Source organism: Haloparvum sedimenti (assembly GCF_001462205.1).
Lineage (GTDB): Archaea > Halobacteriota > Halobacteria > Halobacteriales > Haloferacaceae > Haloparvum > Haloparvum sedimenti.
Genome location: NZ_LKIR01000135.1, coordinates 1 through 14014 on the forward strand (window position 1 = coordinate 1; position 14014 = coordinate 14014).

The window sequence follows — 14014 nt, forward strand, 5'->3', positions numbered from 1 at the left end:
CACAGGGAGGGGCTTCGGCTGAATCTGGTATGGGCGTTTCTCCAGAAACGGTGTGGTTTGGCGCCTCGGTCTCTGTCGCGCACAACGGACACGTATCCGGTTCCGTGTGGTCGCATTCCCGCGCTCTCGTGGGCGACCCGATCGAGCCTGCCGACCTGGCAGACGGCCAGCGTTCCTCGAGGGTGCGACCGCCGTCGTTGGAGTCGTCGTCGGTACCGTCGTCGGATTCCGACCGGGAGAGGCGGGCGCCCGAGAGCGTGCGCTCGGATTGGTCGATACTGTGGGGCGAGCCGCACTCGGCGCACTCGTAGTTTACCCCGTGCTTCGCGGATTGGACGATCGCCTCACCGTGAGCCTTCGCCTGGTCGGTCTCAGGGTCGAAATACTGCTGCTGGCAGGCGTCAGCCTTGCAGGCGGCGGTCGCCCATCGCGAGCGGCTGTATTTCTGGGTGGTCGTTGCCCACTGGGAGGCAGCCCACATGAGGTATTCGTCGGAGCGTTCGAGGAGGTCCTGGTCGGGAGCGACGGCGAGGTAATCGGACACGTAGCCGGCGAAGTCCTGAATGTCATCAGCCTCACGGACAGTTACTGAATCCTCGAGTTGGTGAGCTGACCAAGAGGCACCGTCGCACTCGGAGACGTGCTTCGCAACGACCGAGCGGAAGGTCTCCGGTCCAATGGAACCCCCGTAGGAGACCGCGGTTTTGTCGAAGATAACGACAGGATGGGAATGTGAGTAACCCGTTGCCGCCTTTTGCGGACCGGGATGGGGTTCCGATTGCCACCACCAGGCGTATTCTCCGGACGAGAGACCGAGCTTGTCCTCGAGGACGTACCGGAGCGTCCGCTTCACGGAGTTCGTCGAGCCGGACCAGGCGTCGCGAATTTCCCGGTCGTGGTCAGCCATCGGCCGGTGAGACCCATCAGGTTGCAGAGAGGTAGAGGTGAGACCGAACAGCACCGTCACCGGTTCGGAGAACTCGGCTTCACAGGCTCTGCCACAAGGATATTCGCCACCCATAAATTGGCGCTTTAGGGCCTTGAGTCGGGCGTACTGTTGGGTTTGATACTCCGGCGTCAGACTGTTGTCCATCCCGACGAGGAAGGACTCGTAATCGCCCCGGACCTCCGAGCCGCGAGCCATACGAAGGAACTTGTCTCGATAGCTCTCGTACCAGTTGAGCATCTCCTCGATGGCGACGATCAACGGGAGCGCACCACGGGAGATGACTTCTTCGACGACTTTCTCTTCCGTTTCGCCGATTTGGACGGTCCGAAGGACGGTTTCAGGCTCCTCGAGGACTTCCTCTCGGAGCTTGCGACCGTGCTCAGTCGAGACGGGTTCGAAGACCCGATCTTCGTACCGGTCGATGATACCGCTCACCCGTTCCTCGACTGTCGGGAGATCAGCTGGTCGGTGAGTGAGTTCCGGTGTGTTGGGGCCTGAAGCGTTCGACGCGGGGTTAGTCCCGTTGGATAGCCGAGAGGCGGAAGAGTCGTCGGGCGCGCTCATCACACACCTCCAGAAGAGCGTACGCTCAGACGCCGCTGCGGCTCACCGCCACTCGTTTGCCGGTCGCCGGCCGGGCGACCGCCGTAGCCGCCACCCGTTCCCACCGCGCCCGCCCACCTCCACGTACCGGGCGTGCGGCTTCGCCGTTCCGGGCTTTCGCAAGGCTGGTGGGGGAGCGCGGGGCAGGAGGGAGATCGCCTCGAGCCCCGCGGTGGGGAGGTGACCTGGAAGAGAGTTGGCCGACTCACTTCTCTGGGTGGGGGAAGTGATCGGGCCGTCGCGAGCAACCGAGACGGTGACCGTACTCGAGGTCACCGGTCGGATTGCGCGTGCAGCGCGCGCCGCACTCGTGACAGAAGAACTCCCCTGGTCCGTCCGCGGAGAGGGGAGCTCCGTCCGCGAGGGAATCTCGGAGGCTCACCGAGACCACCCCGTTTGCACTCGGAAGTCCGCAAGACCGCAGCGACCCGGAACCAGTTCCCGGTCGATATACCACTCAAACGGGGGATTACGGGGATACCGAGCGCCCCGTTTTCGAAGGGTAGAACCCTTGCAGCGGGCATTATGGAATCCACCCAGTACCGGGTTTAAAAGGGATGGGCCCTGCCGGATTTGAACCGGCGCTCACCCCGTTATGAGCGGGGGGCTTTCGGCCAGACTAAGCTAAAGGCCCTCGATAATCGCTACCTGACGGCGCCTCTTTAGATTACCGGGTCGGGGTCGAGCTCTTGAAGTATCTCATCCAGCAGATAGTCCTCACGCCAGTTGATCCCGGTTTGCTGTCCGTTATCCGGCTCATCGTGTCTGATCACCATCTTTCCACGTGACGCCCGAGAGACTGGAACGGCGTACACTTCGTCCGGAACAGGGGCATAGACCCCGAACAGATCTGCATCGCCCGCGTAATCGTCCCGTCGATAGCCATCGCTTTTCGCTTTTGTCGACACCGTCTCGAAACAGACCGTGCTCTCGGAATCCCGGTACGCCGTCTTTATCTGTATCCGATGGAATTGCCCATCGAGTTCGATAACGAGGTCGTACGGCTCGTTGTCGTAGGCGGGTTTCAGGACGGGGACTCCGCGGCTGAGGAGCTCCGCTGTCACGATGGCCTCCGTCGCCTGTCCGCGTAACTGTGGTCCGTCGAGGTCACGGTAGTGGGCGGCGCGGTCGGTCACGAGGAGAGTGGTTCGCCTTCGGAGAAAAACGTCCGTAACCAGCCGACGAAAGCGGAAGAAGACGCCGAAGCCAGGACTCGAACCTGGGACCGCCTCGTATCTGCGACGCACGGGGGCGAACCACCGAGCATCGTAACAGCGAGGCGCTCTACCAACTGAGCTACTTCGGCACGCATTTCTCTGTAACGCGGACGTTTTGATAGGGCTTTCGTTTCCCCCCGACGGCGGCGCGTGTTACTGTGATCCACGATGCCGTGCCTCGACGGTCAGGGCCCCACGACCGACACGCTTTCACGCCGACGCGGAGAAGCCGGCCCATGAGCGAGGCCGACGACGCGGAACTCGCGGCGGTGCTGGAGTCGGTCCGTGAGCGCGTCACCCCGGACGCTGAGGAGCGAGAACGGCTCGCGTCGGTCGCGGCGGCGCTGTCCGACCGCGCCCGGGAGGCGGTCGCGGACCTGCCGGTCGAGGCGGACGTGGTGCAGGTGGGCTCGACCGCGCGGGGGACGTGGCTCGCGGGCGACCGCGACATCGACCTCTTCGTGCGCTTCCCGCCGGACCTCCCGCGCGAGGAGCTGGAGACCTACGGGCTGCAAGTGGGGCATCACGTCCTCCCCGAGGGGCACGAGGAGTACGCCGAACACCCCTACGTGAAGGGCGAGTATCGCGGCTTCGACGTGGACCTGGTCCCCTGTTACGACGTGGCCGACGCGACCGCCATCCAGTCGGCGGTCGACCGCACGCCCTTCCACAACGCCTACCTGGAGGCGCGGCTGGACGACGAGCTCGCGGACGGCGTCCGCCTTGCCAAGCGATTTCTGAAGGGGATCGGCGCCTACGGCAGCGACCTCCGGACGTGCGGCTTCTCGGGGTACCTCACCGAGCTGCTCGTCGCGGAGTACGGGGGATTCGTCCCGCTGATCGAGGCGACCGCCGACTGGCACCCGCCGGTCGAACTCGATCCCGAGGACCACGCCGAGCGGACGTTCGACGACCCGCTCGTGGTGATCGACCCCACCGATCCCGAGCGGAACGTCGCCGCGGTCTGCGACGCCGAGAACGTCGCCCGGCTCCAGCACCACGCCCGAGTGTTGCTCCGGGAGCCCGCCGAGGAGCGGTTCTTCCCGCCCGAACGTGACCCGCTCTCGCCAGCGGCCGTGCGCGAGCATCTCGACCGGCGCGGGACGACGCCCGTCGCGGTCGTCTTCGACGCGCCGGATCTCGTCTCCGACCAGCTGTGGCCACAGCTCCGCAAGTCGCTCACGGGGATCGTCGGCGGACTCGACGACCGCGGGTTCGACCCTCTCCGCTCGCGGGCGATGGTCGGCGGCGAGGACGGCCGGGCGGCGCTGTTCGTCGAACTGTCCGTCGCGGAGCGTCCCGCGGTCGAGCCCCACGGCGGGCCGCCGGTCCACGTCCGCGACCACGCCGAGGGGTTCTACGCGGCCTACGCCGACGACGCGGACGCGTACGGCCCGTTCCTTGATGGCGACCGCTACGCCGTCGAGCGGCCGCGGGAGTTCACGACTGCCGCGGCGTTCCTCGAAAGCGACGCGGTGTTCGATGTCGGGCTCGGGGTCCACGTCGCCACCGCGCTGGAGGAGCGGGAGGTGCTCGTCGGCGACGACGTCGCGTCGCTCGCGGACGGGTTCGGCGACGCGCTCCGGGACCACTTTGAGCCGCGGCCCTGAGCGACGCTACAGGTCGAACCGCGTCCGGAGGCTCTCCACGAGATCGGTCGTGGCCTCGTCGGGCTCCTCGTCGGGAACGACCGGGGACCGCCCGTCGAACGTCTCGTGAACCATCGAGACGCCCTCCGCGAGCGTGTCGAGGCCGTAGCCGCCCTCCAGCACGAACGCGAGCGCCGCGTCCGAGGCGTCCGCGATATCGCGAAGCAGATCGGTCATCAGCGCGTACCCCTCCGAGGAGACGCGCATCCGGGAGATGGGGTCGTGTCTGTGCGCGTCGAAGCCCGCCGAGACGATGACGAGGTCGGGGTCGAAGCGGTCGAGCGCGGGCGCGAGCGCTCCCTCGATCACGTGGGCGTAGTCCGTATCGCCCGCTCCGGCGGCGAGCGGCGCGTTGAGCGTCGTTCCGGCGCCAGCACCCTCGCCCGTCTCGTCGGCCGCGCCGGTGCCGGGGTAGAGCCCGTCCTCGTGAGCGGAGGCGTAGAACACGTCGCCGCGGTCGTAGAAGATGTCCTGCGTACCGTTCCCGTGGTGGACGTCCCAGTCGAAGATCGCGACGCGCTCCGCGAAGCCGTCATCGAGAACCGTCTGGGCTGCGACCGCCGCGTTGTTGAAGAAACAGAAGCCCATCGCGTCCTCCTCGACCGCGTGATGCCCCGGCGGTCGCCCGATCGCGAAGGGGGTCGTCCGGCCGTCGGCTCCCTCCAGCGCGGCGGTTGCGGCCCACTGCGAGAGCCCGGCCGAGGCGAGCGCGGCGTCCCACGTCGCCTCGCAGGCGACGGTGTCGGGATCCCAGTTGCCGCCGCCGTCCGCGCAGAACCGCTCGAACTCGCCGACGTACCCCTCGTCGTGGACCGCCTCCACGGCCGCCCGACTCGCGGGCGGCGCGTCGACGTACTCGACGCCGTGTCGCTTGTTGAGGCCGCGGCGGATCGCCCGGAGTCGGTCGGCGGTCTCGGGGTGTCGTTCGCCGGTGTCGTGGTCGAGACAGACCTCGTTGTAGCCGAACTGCATCCTACTCGAAGAGCGCGAAGTACGTCTCGATGTCCTCCGCCTGAATCGTCCGGCGGTCGGCGTGGTGCGCCAGCGTCGCAGCCGCGCTCGCGACGTTGTCGGCGTAGTCCTCGAGGATGTCGGCGAGGGCGATCCGGGCGTCCATTCCGACCCGGTAGCGGTCGTCGATGTGGAGCCGAGCGATGCGGTCGACCGGCGCGACCGGGAGCGTGAGGTCCTCGCGGTCGACGACCTGTTCGACGCCGAAATCCGCCGCCATCAGGGTCTTCCGACCGTCCGCCGTCGCCCGCTCGGCCGCGTCCTCGGCCAGCGTCGCGCCGTGCTCCTGTACGCGACGCGCGAGCGCCTCGGCCGCGCCGGCGCTCACGCGGAGGTTGCCCGCGTTGCGCCGGATTATCTGGTCGACCGGGGCGAACGGTAGCTCGACACTCATACCCACACACGGGGACCTGCCCCGTATAACGGTTTCCGTTGCGTCCCGGCGTAACGCCGTCTCAACCACCGATCCGTCCCATCGGCGCCGCTCAGACGCTCGTTTTCGCGACGGACTTCGGCCGGACGAAGCGGGCGGCGGACCGGACGATCGTCGAGGGGATCCGTGACCGACCGCCGGTCAGAAGACCTCGTCGGCGTCGATCGTGCCGTCCCGCTCCGTTCCGCGGACGGTCACCTCCTCGCCGAGCCGAAGGTTGGCGTCCGTCTCCACGCTCTTGGTCTTCCGGCCGTCGTCGAGCACGACCGGCTCGCCCGCCTGTACGACGGTTCCGGTGAACTCGACCTCGCCCGCCTCCGCGGTCGCCGCGGCCGCGCCGCCACCTGCGCCGCCGGCCGCGCCGCCCGTGGCGGTCTCATCACCGGAGCTTTGGTCGGAGGCACCGGAGGCGCCCCCCGACCGACCGTCGTCCGCGAACGCGCCGAGGCCCGTTTCGTCGCCCGACGCGTCCGCGGAGTCCGCGCTGCCGGCCGTCCCGCCGGTCGCCGCCTCGCCGTCGAGCACGCTCACCGTCGAGCGCCAGTTCGCGGACGCCTCGAGGTCGTCCTGCCAGCCGTCCTGGATCTCCACGTCGGTGAAGACGACGCGGTCGGCCAGGTCGATGTCGGCGTCGGCCTTGTCGCCCCACAGCGCGACGCGGATCTCGCCGGTGTCGTCCTTGATCCGGACGTTTCGGACCTGACCCTCGCTTCCGTCGTCGCGGTCGAAGGTGCGCTTTGGGTCGGTCTCGATGACGCCGCCCGCGATGTCGACGGTCCGGTCGAGCTCCACGTCCGCGATGTCGGTCGTCTCGGGGACGTACTCCACCTCCTCGTCGACGCGCTCGAGGGAGCCGCGGTCGCCGACGTGGAGCTCGAGGTCGCCGTCGCGCTCGCGGACGTAGCCGTCCACGACCTCGACGACTTCGCCCGGCTCGAACTCCTCGGCGAGGTCGGCCTTGCCGTCCCATAAGGTGATCCGGACGCGGCCGGTCTCGTCGCCGACGGTGAGGTTGGCGACGCGGCCCTCGCTCCCGTCGTCGCGGTCGAACGTGCGGACGGAGTCGGTGTCGAGCACCTTCCCGACCAGGTCCACGTCGGAGGCGCCGAGCGTGAGGTCCTCGACCTGGTAGGTGTCGAGCACCTGCACGTCGACCTCCGCGTCCTCGTCGATCTCGACCTTGTTGGCGCTCACCTCGAGGCCGTTGTACCCCTCCTTGGGGCGGCCCGCGACGCGGAGCACGTCGCCGACCTCCAGTTCTTCCTCCGTGGCGACGGCCATCTCGTCCCACAGCGCGACGCGGACGGAGCCGGAGGCGTCCGCGATCTCGACGTTGCAGACGCGACCCTCGCCTTCCTCGCCGTCGTCACCCTCGCGGTCGAAGGTGCGGATCTCCCCGATGGAGGTCACCTTGCCGAGGAACTTCACCTCGTCCATGCCCGGCTCGATGTCGGCGATCGTGTCGGCCTCGCCGTCCTTCAGCTCGTGGGCGATGAGCATCGCCGCGGTCTCCTCGTCCGCGAGGCCCCCCATCTGCTCGACCTTGTCCTCGACGGCCGCCTCGAACTCCTCGTAGGCGACGTCGGTGTCGAGGTCCTCGTAGACGTCCTCGATCACTCCCATAATCCTACGTCATGGGTGGGTGAGCCCGCGCATAAGCGTTGTCCTTGTCCCGGTGAGACGCCGCAGTCTCTCGGTTTCGACGCTCCAACGGCACGCTCGCGCGTCGGTCGCTGCATGCCCGAACGTGGCCGCGGTTTCGTACAAAAGGGTTCGGCAGCGGACCGGAAGCGACGGGCGGCCGACCGCCGCGTGGCCGCGTACTGTCGCGGCCCACCGCGGTGCTGTGGCACGGTTGCGGTCGGCGCGCGCGAGAAACGCGCGCGAGGGAGGTCGCGGGCCGGCCGCCTGCGGTGTCTCCGGCGCGCCACTGCACGCCGGAGGCCAGCGGGACGCGGTTTGTCCCGCGCTGCGGTTTCGCGGCCGGCCCGCGGCCGAGGATGGGGAGGTGCGAGGCCTACGGTGCGGAGCGGTGCGGGGTGGGACTGAAAGGGGCTGCCGGCTCGACCCGGCCCCGGCGCCTCAAGCACCGCAGCGAGCTGTGTCTCCAGCGCGCCACTGCACGCTGGAGGCTAGCGAGACGCGGTTTGTCTCGCCAAGCGGGGAGCGAGGAGCGCAGAGCGTGCCGCGGACGGTCGAGCCGGCTGGGGCTTTCTGGGTGGTGCTGTTCCAAACAGCAGGATCAACAGCATATACAGAAAACGCGTGGTAGGGAGAGCCGGCTGGGGCTTTCTGGGTGGTGCTGTTCCAAGCGGCAGGATCAACAGCAGAGCCACACAAATCGTAGCGGGAGTCGGCTGGGATTCACCGAACGTCTCACTCCCGATCAGCGGGGTCTACAGCCGAGTTCGAACCGCGGTTCAAAAAGTCGCTGCAGCCGGTTTACGCGTCGTCGCCGGTTTCGGAGACCTCGCCCTCGACCGTGGCCTCGCTACCGAGTTCGACCGTTTCGCCGGTCGCGTCGCCCGCGACCGTGGAGTTCTCGCTGACGACGACCGCGCCGTCGGCCGACAGCGAGCCCTCGACCTCGTTGCTCTCGCCGAGTTCGATGGAGGCGGCCTCCACGTCGCCGGTGACGGTCACGTTCGCGCCGGTGGTGAACGCGCCGGTGACGAGCCCGCCGCCGACGGTCGACTCGGCGCCGACGGTCACGTCCGCGCCGCCGGAGACGGTCCGCTCGACGGTGACGCCCTCGCCCAGCTCGACCGCGCCGGTCGCGCCGACGAAGCTCCCGAACGAGGCGCCGTCAGCTGCGGTCAGGGCGCCGGAGGCGGAGACCTGCCCCGAAACCTCGGCGTCGGCGCCGACCGTCAGGTCGCCGTTCGCGGAGATCGCGCCCTCGACGGTCGTGGCGTCACCGAGCGTCACGGCCGTTCCCTCCACGTCGCCGGTGACGGTCGCGCCCTCACGGACCTCGACCGCGCCGAGGCTGCGGACGGAGCCTTCGACGACGGCGCCGGACTCGACGACGACGCCCGCGCCGGCCTCGACGAACGCGGCGACCTCGGTGTCGGCCGCGACGGTGACGGTGCCGGACGCGGAGGCCTCCTCGCCCTCCCAGGACCCGTCGACCGTGAGGTCGCCCTCGGTGGCGTAGGTGCTCTCCTCGGTCGCCGTTCCGTCGTCCGCGGACCCCTCGGTTGCGGTCGGCTCGTCGTCGGTCGCTTCGCCGTCACCGCCGTCTCCGCCGGTGCAGCCTGCGAGCGCGGCGACGCCGGTGGCCGCGGCGCCGGAGAGGACGGTACGTCGGGTCAGCAGTCGCTTGCGGGAACGCATAAATCGGCCGACGGGAGCGAGGTATTTACCGCCGGGTGGTGTTCCCGGATCGCTGGATTTACCCCTTCCCTTCTCAGAGCATCGGGAGCTGTATTTTCATCACCGGGCCGAACCTTGTCAAGCGTTGTCAATTGTCTCACTGGGGGTTCGGCCGCGGACGCCGGTCTCCGCGGCGACCGCGGGCGCGGTGCCTCGTACCGACCGCGACGCTGCTCCGGAAGTTCCGGCCTGCGGAACGCTTTTCCACCGGTATGGTCTATCTCGGGTAACGATGGGACTGGGCTCGGACATGTACAGACAGCAGATCCTCGATCACTACAAGAACCCCCGCAATTACGGGGAGATGGAGGATCCGGACTACACCCACGTCGGCGAGAACCCCTCTTGCGGGGACACGATCCGGATGGACGTCCGGCTCGCGGACGACGGCGAGACGATCGAGTACGTCACGTTCACGGGCGACGGCTGCGCCATCTCGATGGCGTCCGCGAGCATGCTCTCGGAGCGCCTCTCCGGCATGACGCTCGACGAGCTGAAAGCCATGGAGACCGAGGAGATCACCGAGATGCTCGGCGTCGACATCTCCCCGATGCGGGTCAAATGCGCCGTTCTCGGCCGACAGGTCGCACAGGACGGCGCGAAGATCCACCTCGGCGAGATGGACCTCGACCGGACGAAAACCGAGGAGTAGGCAGCATCGGCGGCCCCGCAGACCGCCCCCGTTCGCGGCCCGCCGCGTTTTTGCCCGCGCACGGCGTTGTTCCGCTCATGAGCGACTTCGACAAGGAAGCGGAGCGCGAGAAGCTCCGCGAGAAGCTAGCGGATGATCAGGAGAAGCGGCAGCACACTCAGCAGCTCTCGGAGCTGCTGTTGAAGGGCGCGACGATGACGAACCGCCACTGCGACCGGTGTGGCGACCCCATCTTCCGGCACGAGGGCCAGGAGTTCTGTCCCTCCTGTGACGCGGGCGGGCAGGACGCTGCGGAACCGGCCCGGACCGCCGAAGCCGGCGACTCGGTTCGACCCGAAACGGGGGGCGGCGAGTCCGCGACCGCGGGGCCGCGATCCGCGAACGCCGCCCAGCCGGAGGCGGAATCCGGCGGTGTGGGGTCAGTCGGTTGGTCGGAGCAGGCGGCTGAGGGAGCGGAACAGGCGACAGAGGGCACGGAACAGGCGGGCGGGACCGCGGAGTCGCCCACGAAGGGCGGGGCGTCAGCCCCGGCACCGTCGGCATCCGGGTCCACGGAGGGAGATCTCGGCGCTGCCCGCGCGTCGCTCGCGCGGACGATCACGACGCTCGCGGAGCGCGCCCGAGCGGCCGAGGACCCGCGACGCGCCCGCGAACATCTCGAAGCGGCTCGCGAGGCGGCCGAGGCGCTGGCGGCATTGGGCTGACCCCGCCAGCGCGTCGCGCCCGGAAGAGCGTCAGTCCGACCGCAGCGCGAAGCCGGCGCGGGAGCCGTCGCGTCCGGTGGGAGTCACCGTTCCGGCGTGGTCGAGGCTCGCCGCCTTCTCGGCGGCCGCGAACCACGCCGTGCCGGAGCCGGCGTTCGCGTAAACGGCCCGCTCCGCGGTCGTGCGGTCCGCCGTCGACGCAGCCTCACGGATCCCGTAGTACGTGTCCGCGCTGCCCGAGGTGCCGTGTTGTGCCGCGCCGTAGACCGCTTCGTTCGTTTCTTTACTCATCTTCGAGTAATTCCTTCTGGTGATGGAACATAAATCCACCGCCGAAAATATGTATTTGATACTGTGTCCCTAATACGGCCTAAAGGATAACGCGACCGCGGAGGCGGACGCGGCTGCGAGCGCGGCCGCGTTGCCGAGCGCGCCCTCGGGGGTCGTCGCCGGGTTACTGGTACTCGCTGCCGACGACTTCGCGGATGCGCTCGGCGGTGACTGAACCGACGCCGTCGACCTCCAGCAAGTCCTCCTCGCGGGCGGTCATCACGCCCTCCACCGTCCCGAAGTGCTCCAGCAGCGACCGGGCGGTCACGGGACCGATGTCGGCGATCGCGGAGACGACGTACTCCTGCTGTTCCGGCAGGGTCTTCGAGCTCTTCTCGCCGTGGACGCTCACCTCGCGGTCGGCCGTCTCCTGTTCGCGGCGGGCGATGGTCTCCAGCAGTTCGGCGGTGTCCGCCTCGTCCTCGGTTCGCAGGACGCTCACGTCGAAGTCGACCGCGAGCGAGGCTAGCGCGCCGCGGATCGCGTTCGGGTTCACGTTGCGCTGGCCGTACAGGTCCGCACCCTCGACGACCATCACCGGGCGACTGTACGCCCGGGACATGTCGCCCACCTGCTCGAAGACGGAGCGGTCGCCGTCGAGCAGCGAGTCCACGAAGTCCGCCGCGGCCTTCCGCTCGACGGCGACCCGGTCCGAGAGCACGTAGTCGCCGACCGCGAGCGTCTCCAGCCGCGTCGTGAGCCCGTCGCGCTTCGAGAGGTCGCGGGCGATGTTCGAGTCGAGCTCGCGCTGGTCGACGACGACCTCGACGCCATCGTCCGGTTCCGGGGTGGCGACGACCCCCTTCTCCCCGTCGTCGGAACCCGTAGCGTCCGGGTCGTCTGCACCGGCCGCTTCCTCGGCGCTCTCACGCACCTCGCTGGCGTAGTCCGTGAGTCCAGCGTCTTCCTCGGCGGGCGCGTCCGTCTCTGTGTCCGTGTCTGTGTCCGTATTCGCAGCCGTGCCCGTCCTCGCGTCACCGCCGAAGGCGTCGAGTCCGGTCTGGTCGCCGCCCCCGACCGATTCCTCGATCTCGTCGGTGGCGGCTTTCAGGTCCGACAGCTCCGACTCCATCTGCTTCTCGCGCCGCCGCGAGATCCAGAAGAACGCCTCGTCGCGGGTGTCCTCGGCCATCAGCACGACGACCTGTCCCTCGGCCTGTCGACCGGTCCGGCCCTTCCGCTGGATGGACCGGATCGCGGTCGGCACCGGCTCGTAGAACAGGACCAGATCGACCTCGGGCACGTCCAGCCCCTCCTCCGCGACGGAGGTGGAGACGAGCACCTCGAACTCGCCGGCGCGGAACGCGTCCAGCGTCTCCTGCTGCTGTTTCTGGCTCATGCCGTCCGAGCCCTCCTTATCGCCCTGCCCGACGAACTTCCGCACGTCGAAGCTGGCCGAGAGGAAGTCGACGAGCGCCTCTGCGGTGTCGCGGGACTCGGTGAAGACGATGGCGCGCTCGCCCTCGTTGATCCCGAGCGTCTCCGCGAGCAGGATGCGGGTCTTCGAGAACTTCGGGTGGAGGTCGTCGAACGACTCGACCCGCCGCATCGCCTCGCGCACCTTCGGCTCCGCGACCATGCGCTGGCTCGCCTTCGAGGCGCCCGACGAGCGGGCCGCCTGCCGCTGGCGCTCGAAGTAGCGCCGGACGGACTCGACGGACTGGGTCTCGACCAGCTCGACGGCGCGGCGGAGCTTCATCACCTCCGCGTGCGTGGACATCCCCTTGTACCCCTCCGACTGGTCGTTGTCCATCATGCGCTTGAGCTTGCCGCGCATCTTGTTGAGCTGCTTCTGGGAGAGGTCCGGACTGGTCCGGTTGGTCACGCCGAGCTCCTTCAGCGTCTCCAGCCGGTCGGCGATCACCTCGTTGAGCGCGTCGCGGATCTCCAAGACTTCGTCGGGCAGGGTCACCTCCTCCCAGCGCACGTCCGTATCGTGGGTGTACTCGTCGACGTCCGCGTCCTCCTCCGTCATCACCTCGACGTTCGAGAGCCCGAGGTTCTCGCAGACGATCTCGATCTCCTCGGTGTCGCCGCCGGGCGAGGCGGACATCCCCGTCACGAGGGGATCGGCCGCGTCGGCGTGGTAGCGCTCCGCGATGTAGACGTACGCGTAGTCGCCGGTCGCGCGGTGGCACTCGTCGAAGGTGAGGTGCGTCACGTCACGCAGCGAGATCCGGTTGCCGACGAGGTCGTTCTCGACCACCTGCGGCGTCGCGATCACGATCCGTGCGGAGTCCCACAGCGCCGCGCGGTCGTCCGGCTTCACGTCGCCGGTGAACACGACGATCTCGTCGTCCGGGATCGACAGCGCCTCCCGGTAGAAGTCGGCGTGCTGCTGGACGAGCGGTTTCGTGGGCGCGAGAAACAGCGCCGTGCCGCCCGCTTCCTGAAGCCGCTCGGCGGTGACGAGCAGGCTCACCGTCGTCTTGCCGAGGCCGGTCGGGAGACAGACCAGCGTGTGGCTCCCGCGAGCGGCGTCGGCCAGCTGCAGCTGGTAGCGTCGCCGCTGTAGAAAGCCCGGTTCCAGCAGGGGGTGCTCGATGCTCGCCGCGTCGGCCTCCGTCGCCATCGTGCCTCCTTGTCCGCTCTCGCGGATAAGGCTTCGCGAAGCGAGGTGGAACTGGTCGGCGCACGGAGCGCTCCGGCGCTCTGCGGCGCTCCGCCGCGGCCGGCGGCGCGGGAACGCAGTCGCTCCGCGCTGTCTGCCCTTACGCGCCCTCGCTCGCGTCCGTCCCGGCGCCCGGTCCGCGGTCGGCGACCTCCTCGGGGACCTCCTCCCCGATGAGCGCCGCCCACTCCGCGACGCGGGCGCCGTTGTGTCGTGTCGACCCGCTCATCACGCGTGGGTATGTATCACACGTCCTAATAACCGTTACTCCGGTTCCAGCGTCTCGAAACAGGTGGCGAGCGAGCCGCCGTCGGTCGCGCACGTCGCTTCGCCGGTCGTCCCACACCGGCGCGCGCCGCGGCGGCCACGTCGCGCGTCGCCGCGACCGCGCGAGGTCGCCAGCGCGCTACTGCACGCTGGCTGCTCGAAAACCGCCGATTTTCGGCGGTGGCTGGGGAGGTGAGAGGCCGCCCTCGTCCG

General features: G+C 68.7%; 12 protein-coding genes and 2 tRNA genes. 3 read left to right on the top strand and 11 right to left on the bottom strand.

Translation table 11 applies throughout. The features are described 5' to 3' along the window. The 4 genes from AN233_RS12020 to AN233_RS12035 all read right to left on the bottom strand — a co-directional run. On the bottom strand, positions 1 to 1513 hold a 1513-nt coding region (locus AN233_RS12020), incomplete at its 3' end, for a hypothetical protein (RefSeq protein WP_125920030.1). A gap of 597 nt (positions 1514 to 2110) precedes the next feature. After that, a tRNA-Ile gene (locus AN233_RS12025) sits at positions 2111 to 2186 on the bottom strand. A gap of 28 nt (positions 2187 to 2214) precedes the next feature. After that, positions 2215 to 2688 (bottom strand): group I intron-associated PD-(D/E)XK endonuclease, encoded by a 474-nt coding sequence (locus AN233_RS12030; protein WP_058367025.1) that lies wholly within the window; start codon positions 2686 to 2688, stop codon positions 2215 to 2217. A 62-nt stretch (positions 2689 to 2750) separates the two neighbouring features. Further along, positions 2751 to 2858 (bottom strand) — tRNA-Asn (locus tag AN233_RS12035). Between the two features lie 147 nt (positions 2859 to 3005). Here AN233_RS12035 and cca point away from each other — a divergent pair. After that, positions 3006 to 4379 carry a CCA tRNA nucleotidyltransferase gene (gene cca, locus AN233_RS12040; RefSeq protein WP_058367026.1) on the top strand — a complete coding sequence of 458 codons (1374 nt, stop codon included), beginning with the start codon at positions 3006 to 3008 and terminating at the stop codon, positions 4377 to 4379. 6 nt (positions 4380 to 4385) lie between these two features. Here cca and AN233_RS12045 read toward each other — a convergent pair whose 3' ends face one another. The 4 genes from AN233_RS12045 to AN233_RS12060 form a co-directional block, all read right to left on the bottom strand. Then, complete coding sequence (locus AN233_RS12045; protein ID WP_058367027.1) at positions 4386 to 5390, bottom strand: histone deacetylase family protein; 1005 nt, start codon at positions 5388 to 5390, stop codon at positions 4386 to 4388. 1 nt (position 5391) lies between these two features. Further along, the gene (locus tag AN233_RS12050) at positions 5392 to 5823 is read right to left on the bottom strand and encodes a histone (protein ID WP_058367028.1); all 432 of its coding nucleotides are present in this window, start codon (positions 5821 to 5823) and stop codon (positions 5392 to 5394) included. Between the two features lie 180 nt (positions 5824 to 6003). Beyond that, entirely contained in the window at positions 6004 to 7485 is a 1482-nt protein-coding gene (locus AN233_RS12055) for a single-stranded DNA binding protein (protein WP_058367029.1), read from the bottom strand. Positions 7486 to 8304: 819 nt separating this feature from the next. Further along, complete coding sequence (locus tag AN233_RS12060; protein WP_058367030.1) at positions 8305 to 9198, bottom strand: hypothetical protein; 894 nt, start codon at positions 9196 to 9198, stop codon at positions 8305 to 8307. A gap of 271 nt (positions 9199 to 9469) precedes the next feature. Between AN233_RS12060 and sufU the strand changes: the two genes are divergently transcribed. After that, entirely contained in the window at positions 9470 to 9889 is a 420-nt protein-coding gene (gene sufU, locus AN233_RS12065; protein WP_058367031.1) for a Fe-S cluster assembly sulfur transfer protein SufU, read from the top strand. Between the two features lie 77 nt (positions 9890 to 9966). Next, a complete protein-coding gene (locus AN233_RS12070; protein WP_058367032.1) occupies positions 9967 to 10593 on the top strand; it encodes an Sjogren's syndrome/scleroderma autoantigen 1 family protein in 627 nt (208 codons plus the stop codon). A gap of 30 nt (positions 10594 to 10623) precedes the next feature. Here the strand turns inward: AN233_RS12070 and AN233_RS12075 are convergent, their stop codons facing one another. The 3 genes from AN233_RS12075 to AN233_RS18260 all read right to left on the bottom strand — a co-directional run bounded on the left by AN233_RS12075 (position 10624) and on the right by AN233_RS18260 (position 13763). Beyond that, on the bottom strand, positions 10624 to 10884 hold the full coding sequence (locus AN233_RS12075; protein WP_058367033.1) for a hypothetical protein: 261 nt from the start codon (positions 10882 to 10884) through the stop codon (positions 10624 to 10626). A gap of 163 nt (positions 10885 to 11047) precedes the next feature. Next, positions 11048 to 13495: a DEAD/DEAH box helicase gene (locus AN233_RS12080; protein ID WP_058367034.1), complete on the bottom strand. Its 2448-nt coding sequence runs from the start codon at positions 13493 to 13495 to the stop codon at positions 11048 to 11050. 139 nt (positions 13496 to 13634) lie between these two features. Continuing rightward, on the bottom strand, positions 13635 to 13763 hold the full coding sequence (locus AN233_RS18260) for a hypothetical protein (protein ID WP_281176561.1): 129 nt from the start codon (positions 13761 to 13763) through the stop codon (positions 13635 to 13637). Positions 13764 to 14014: the final 251 nt, after the last annotated feature.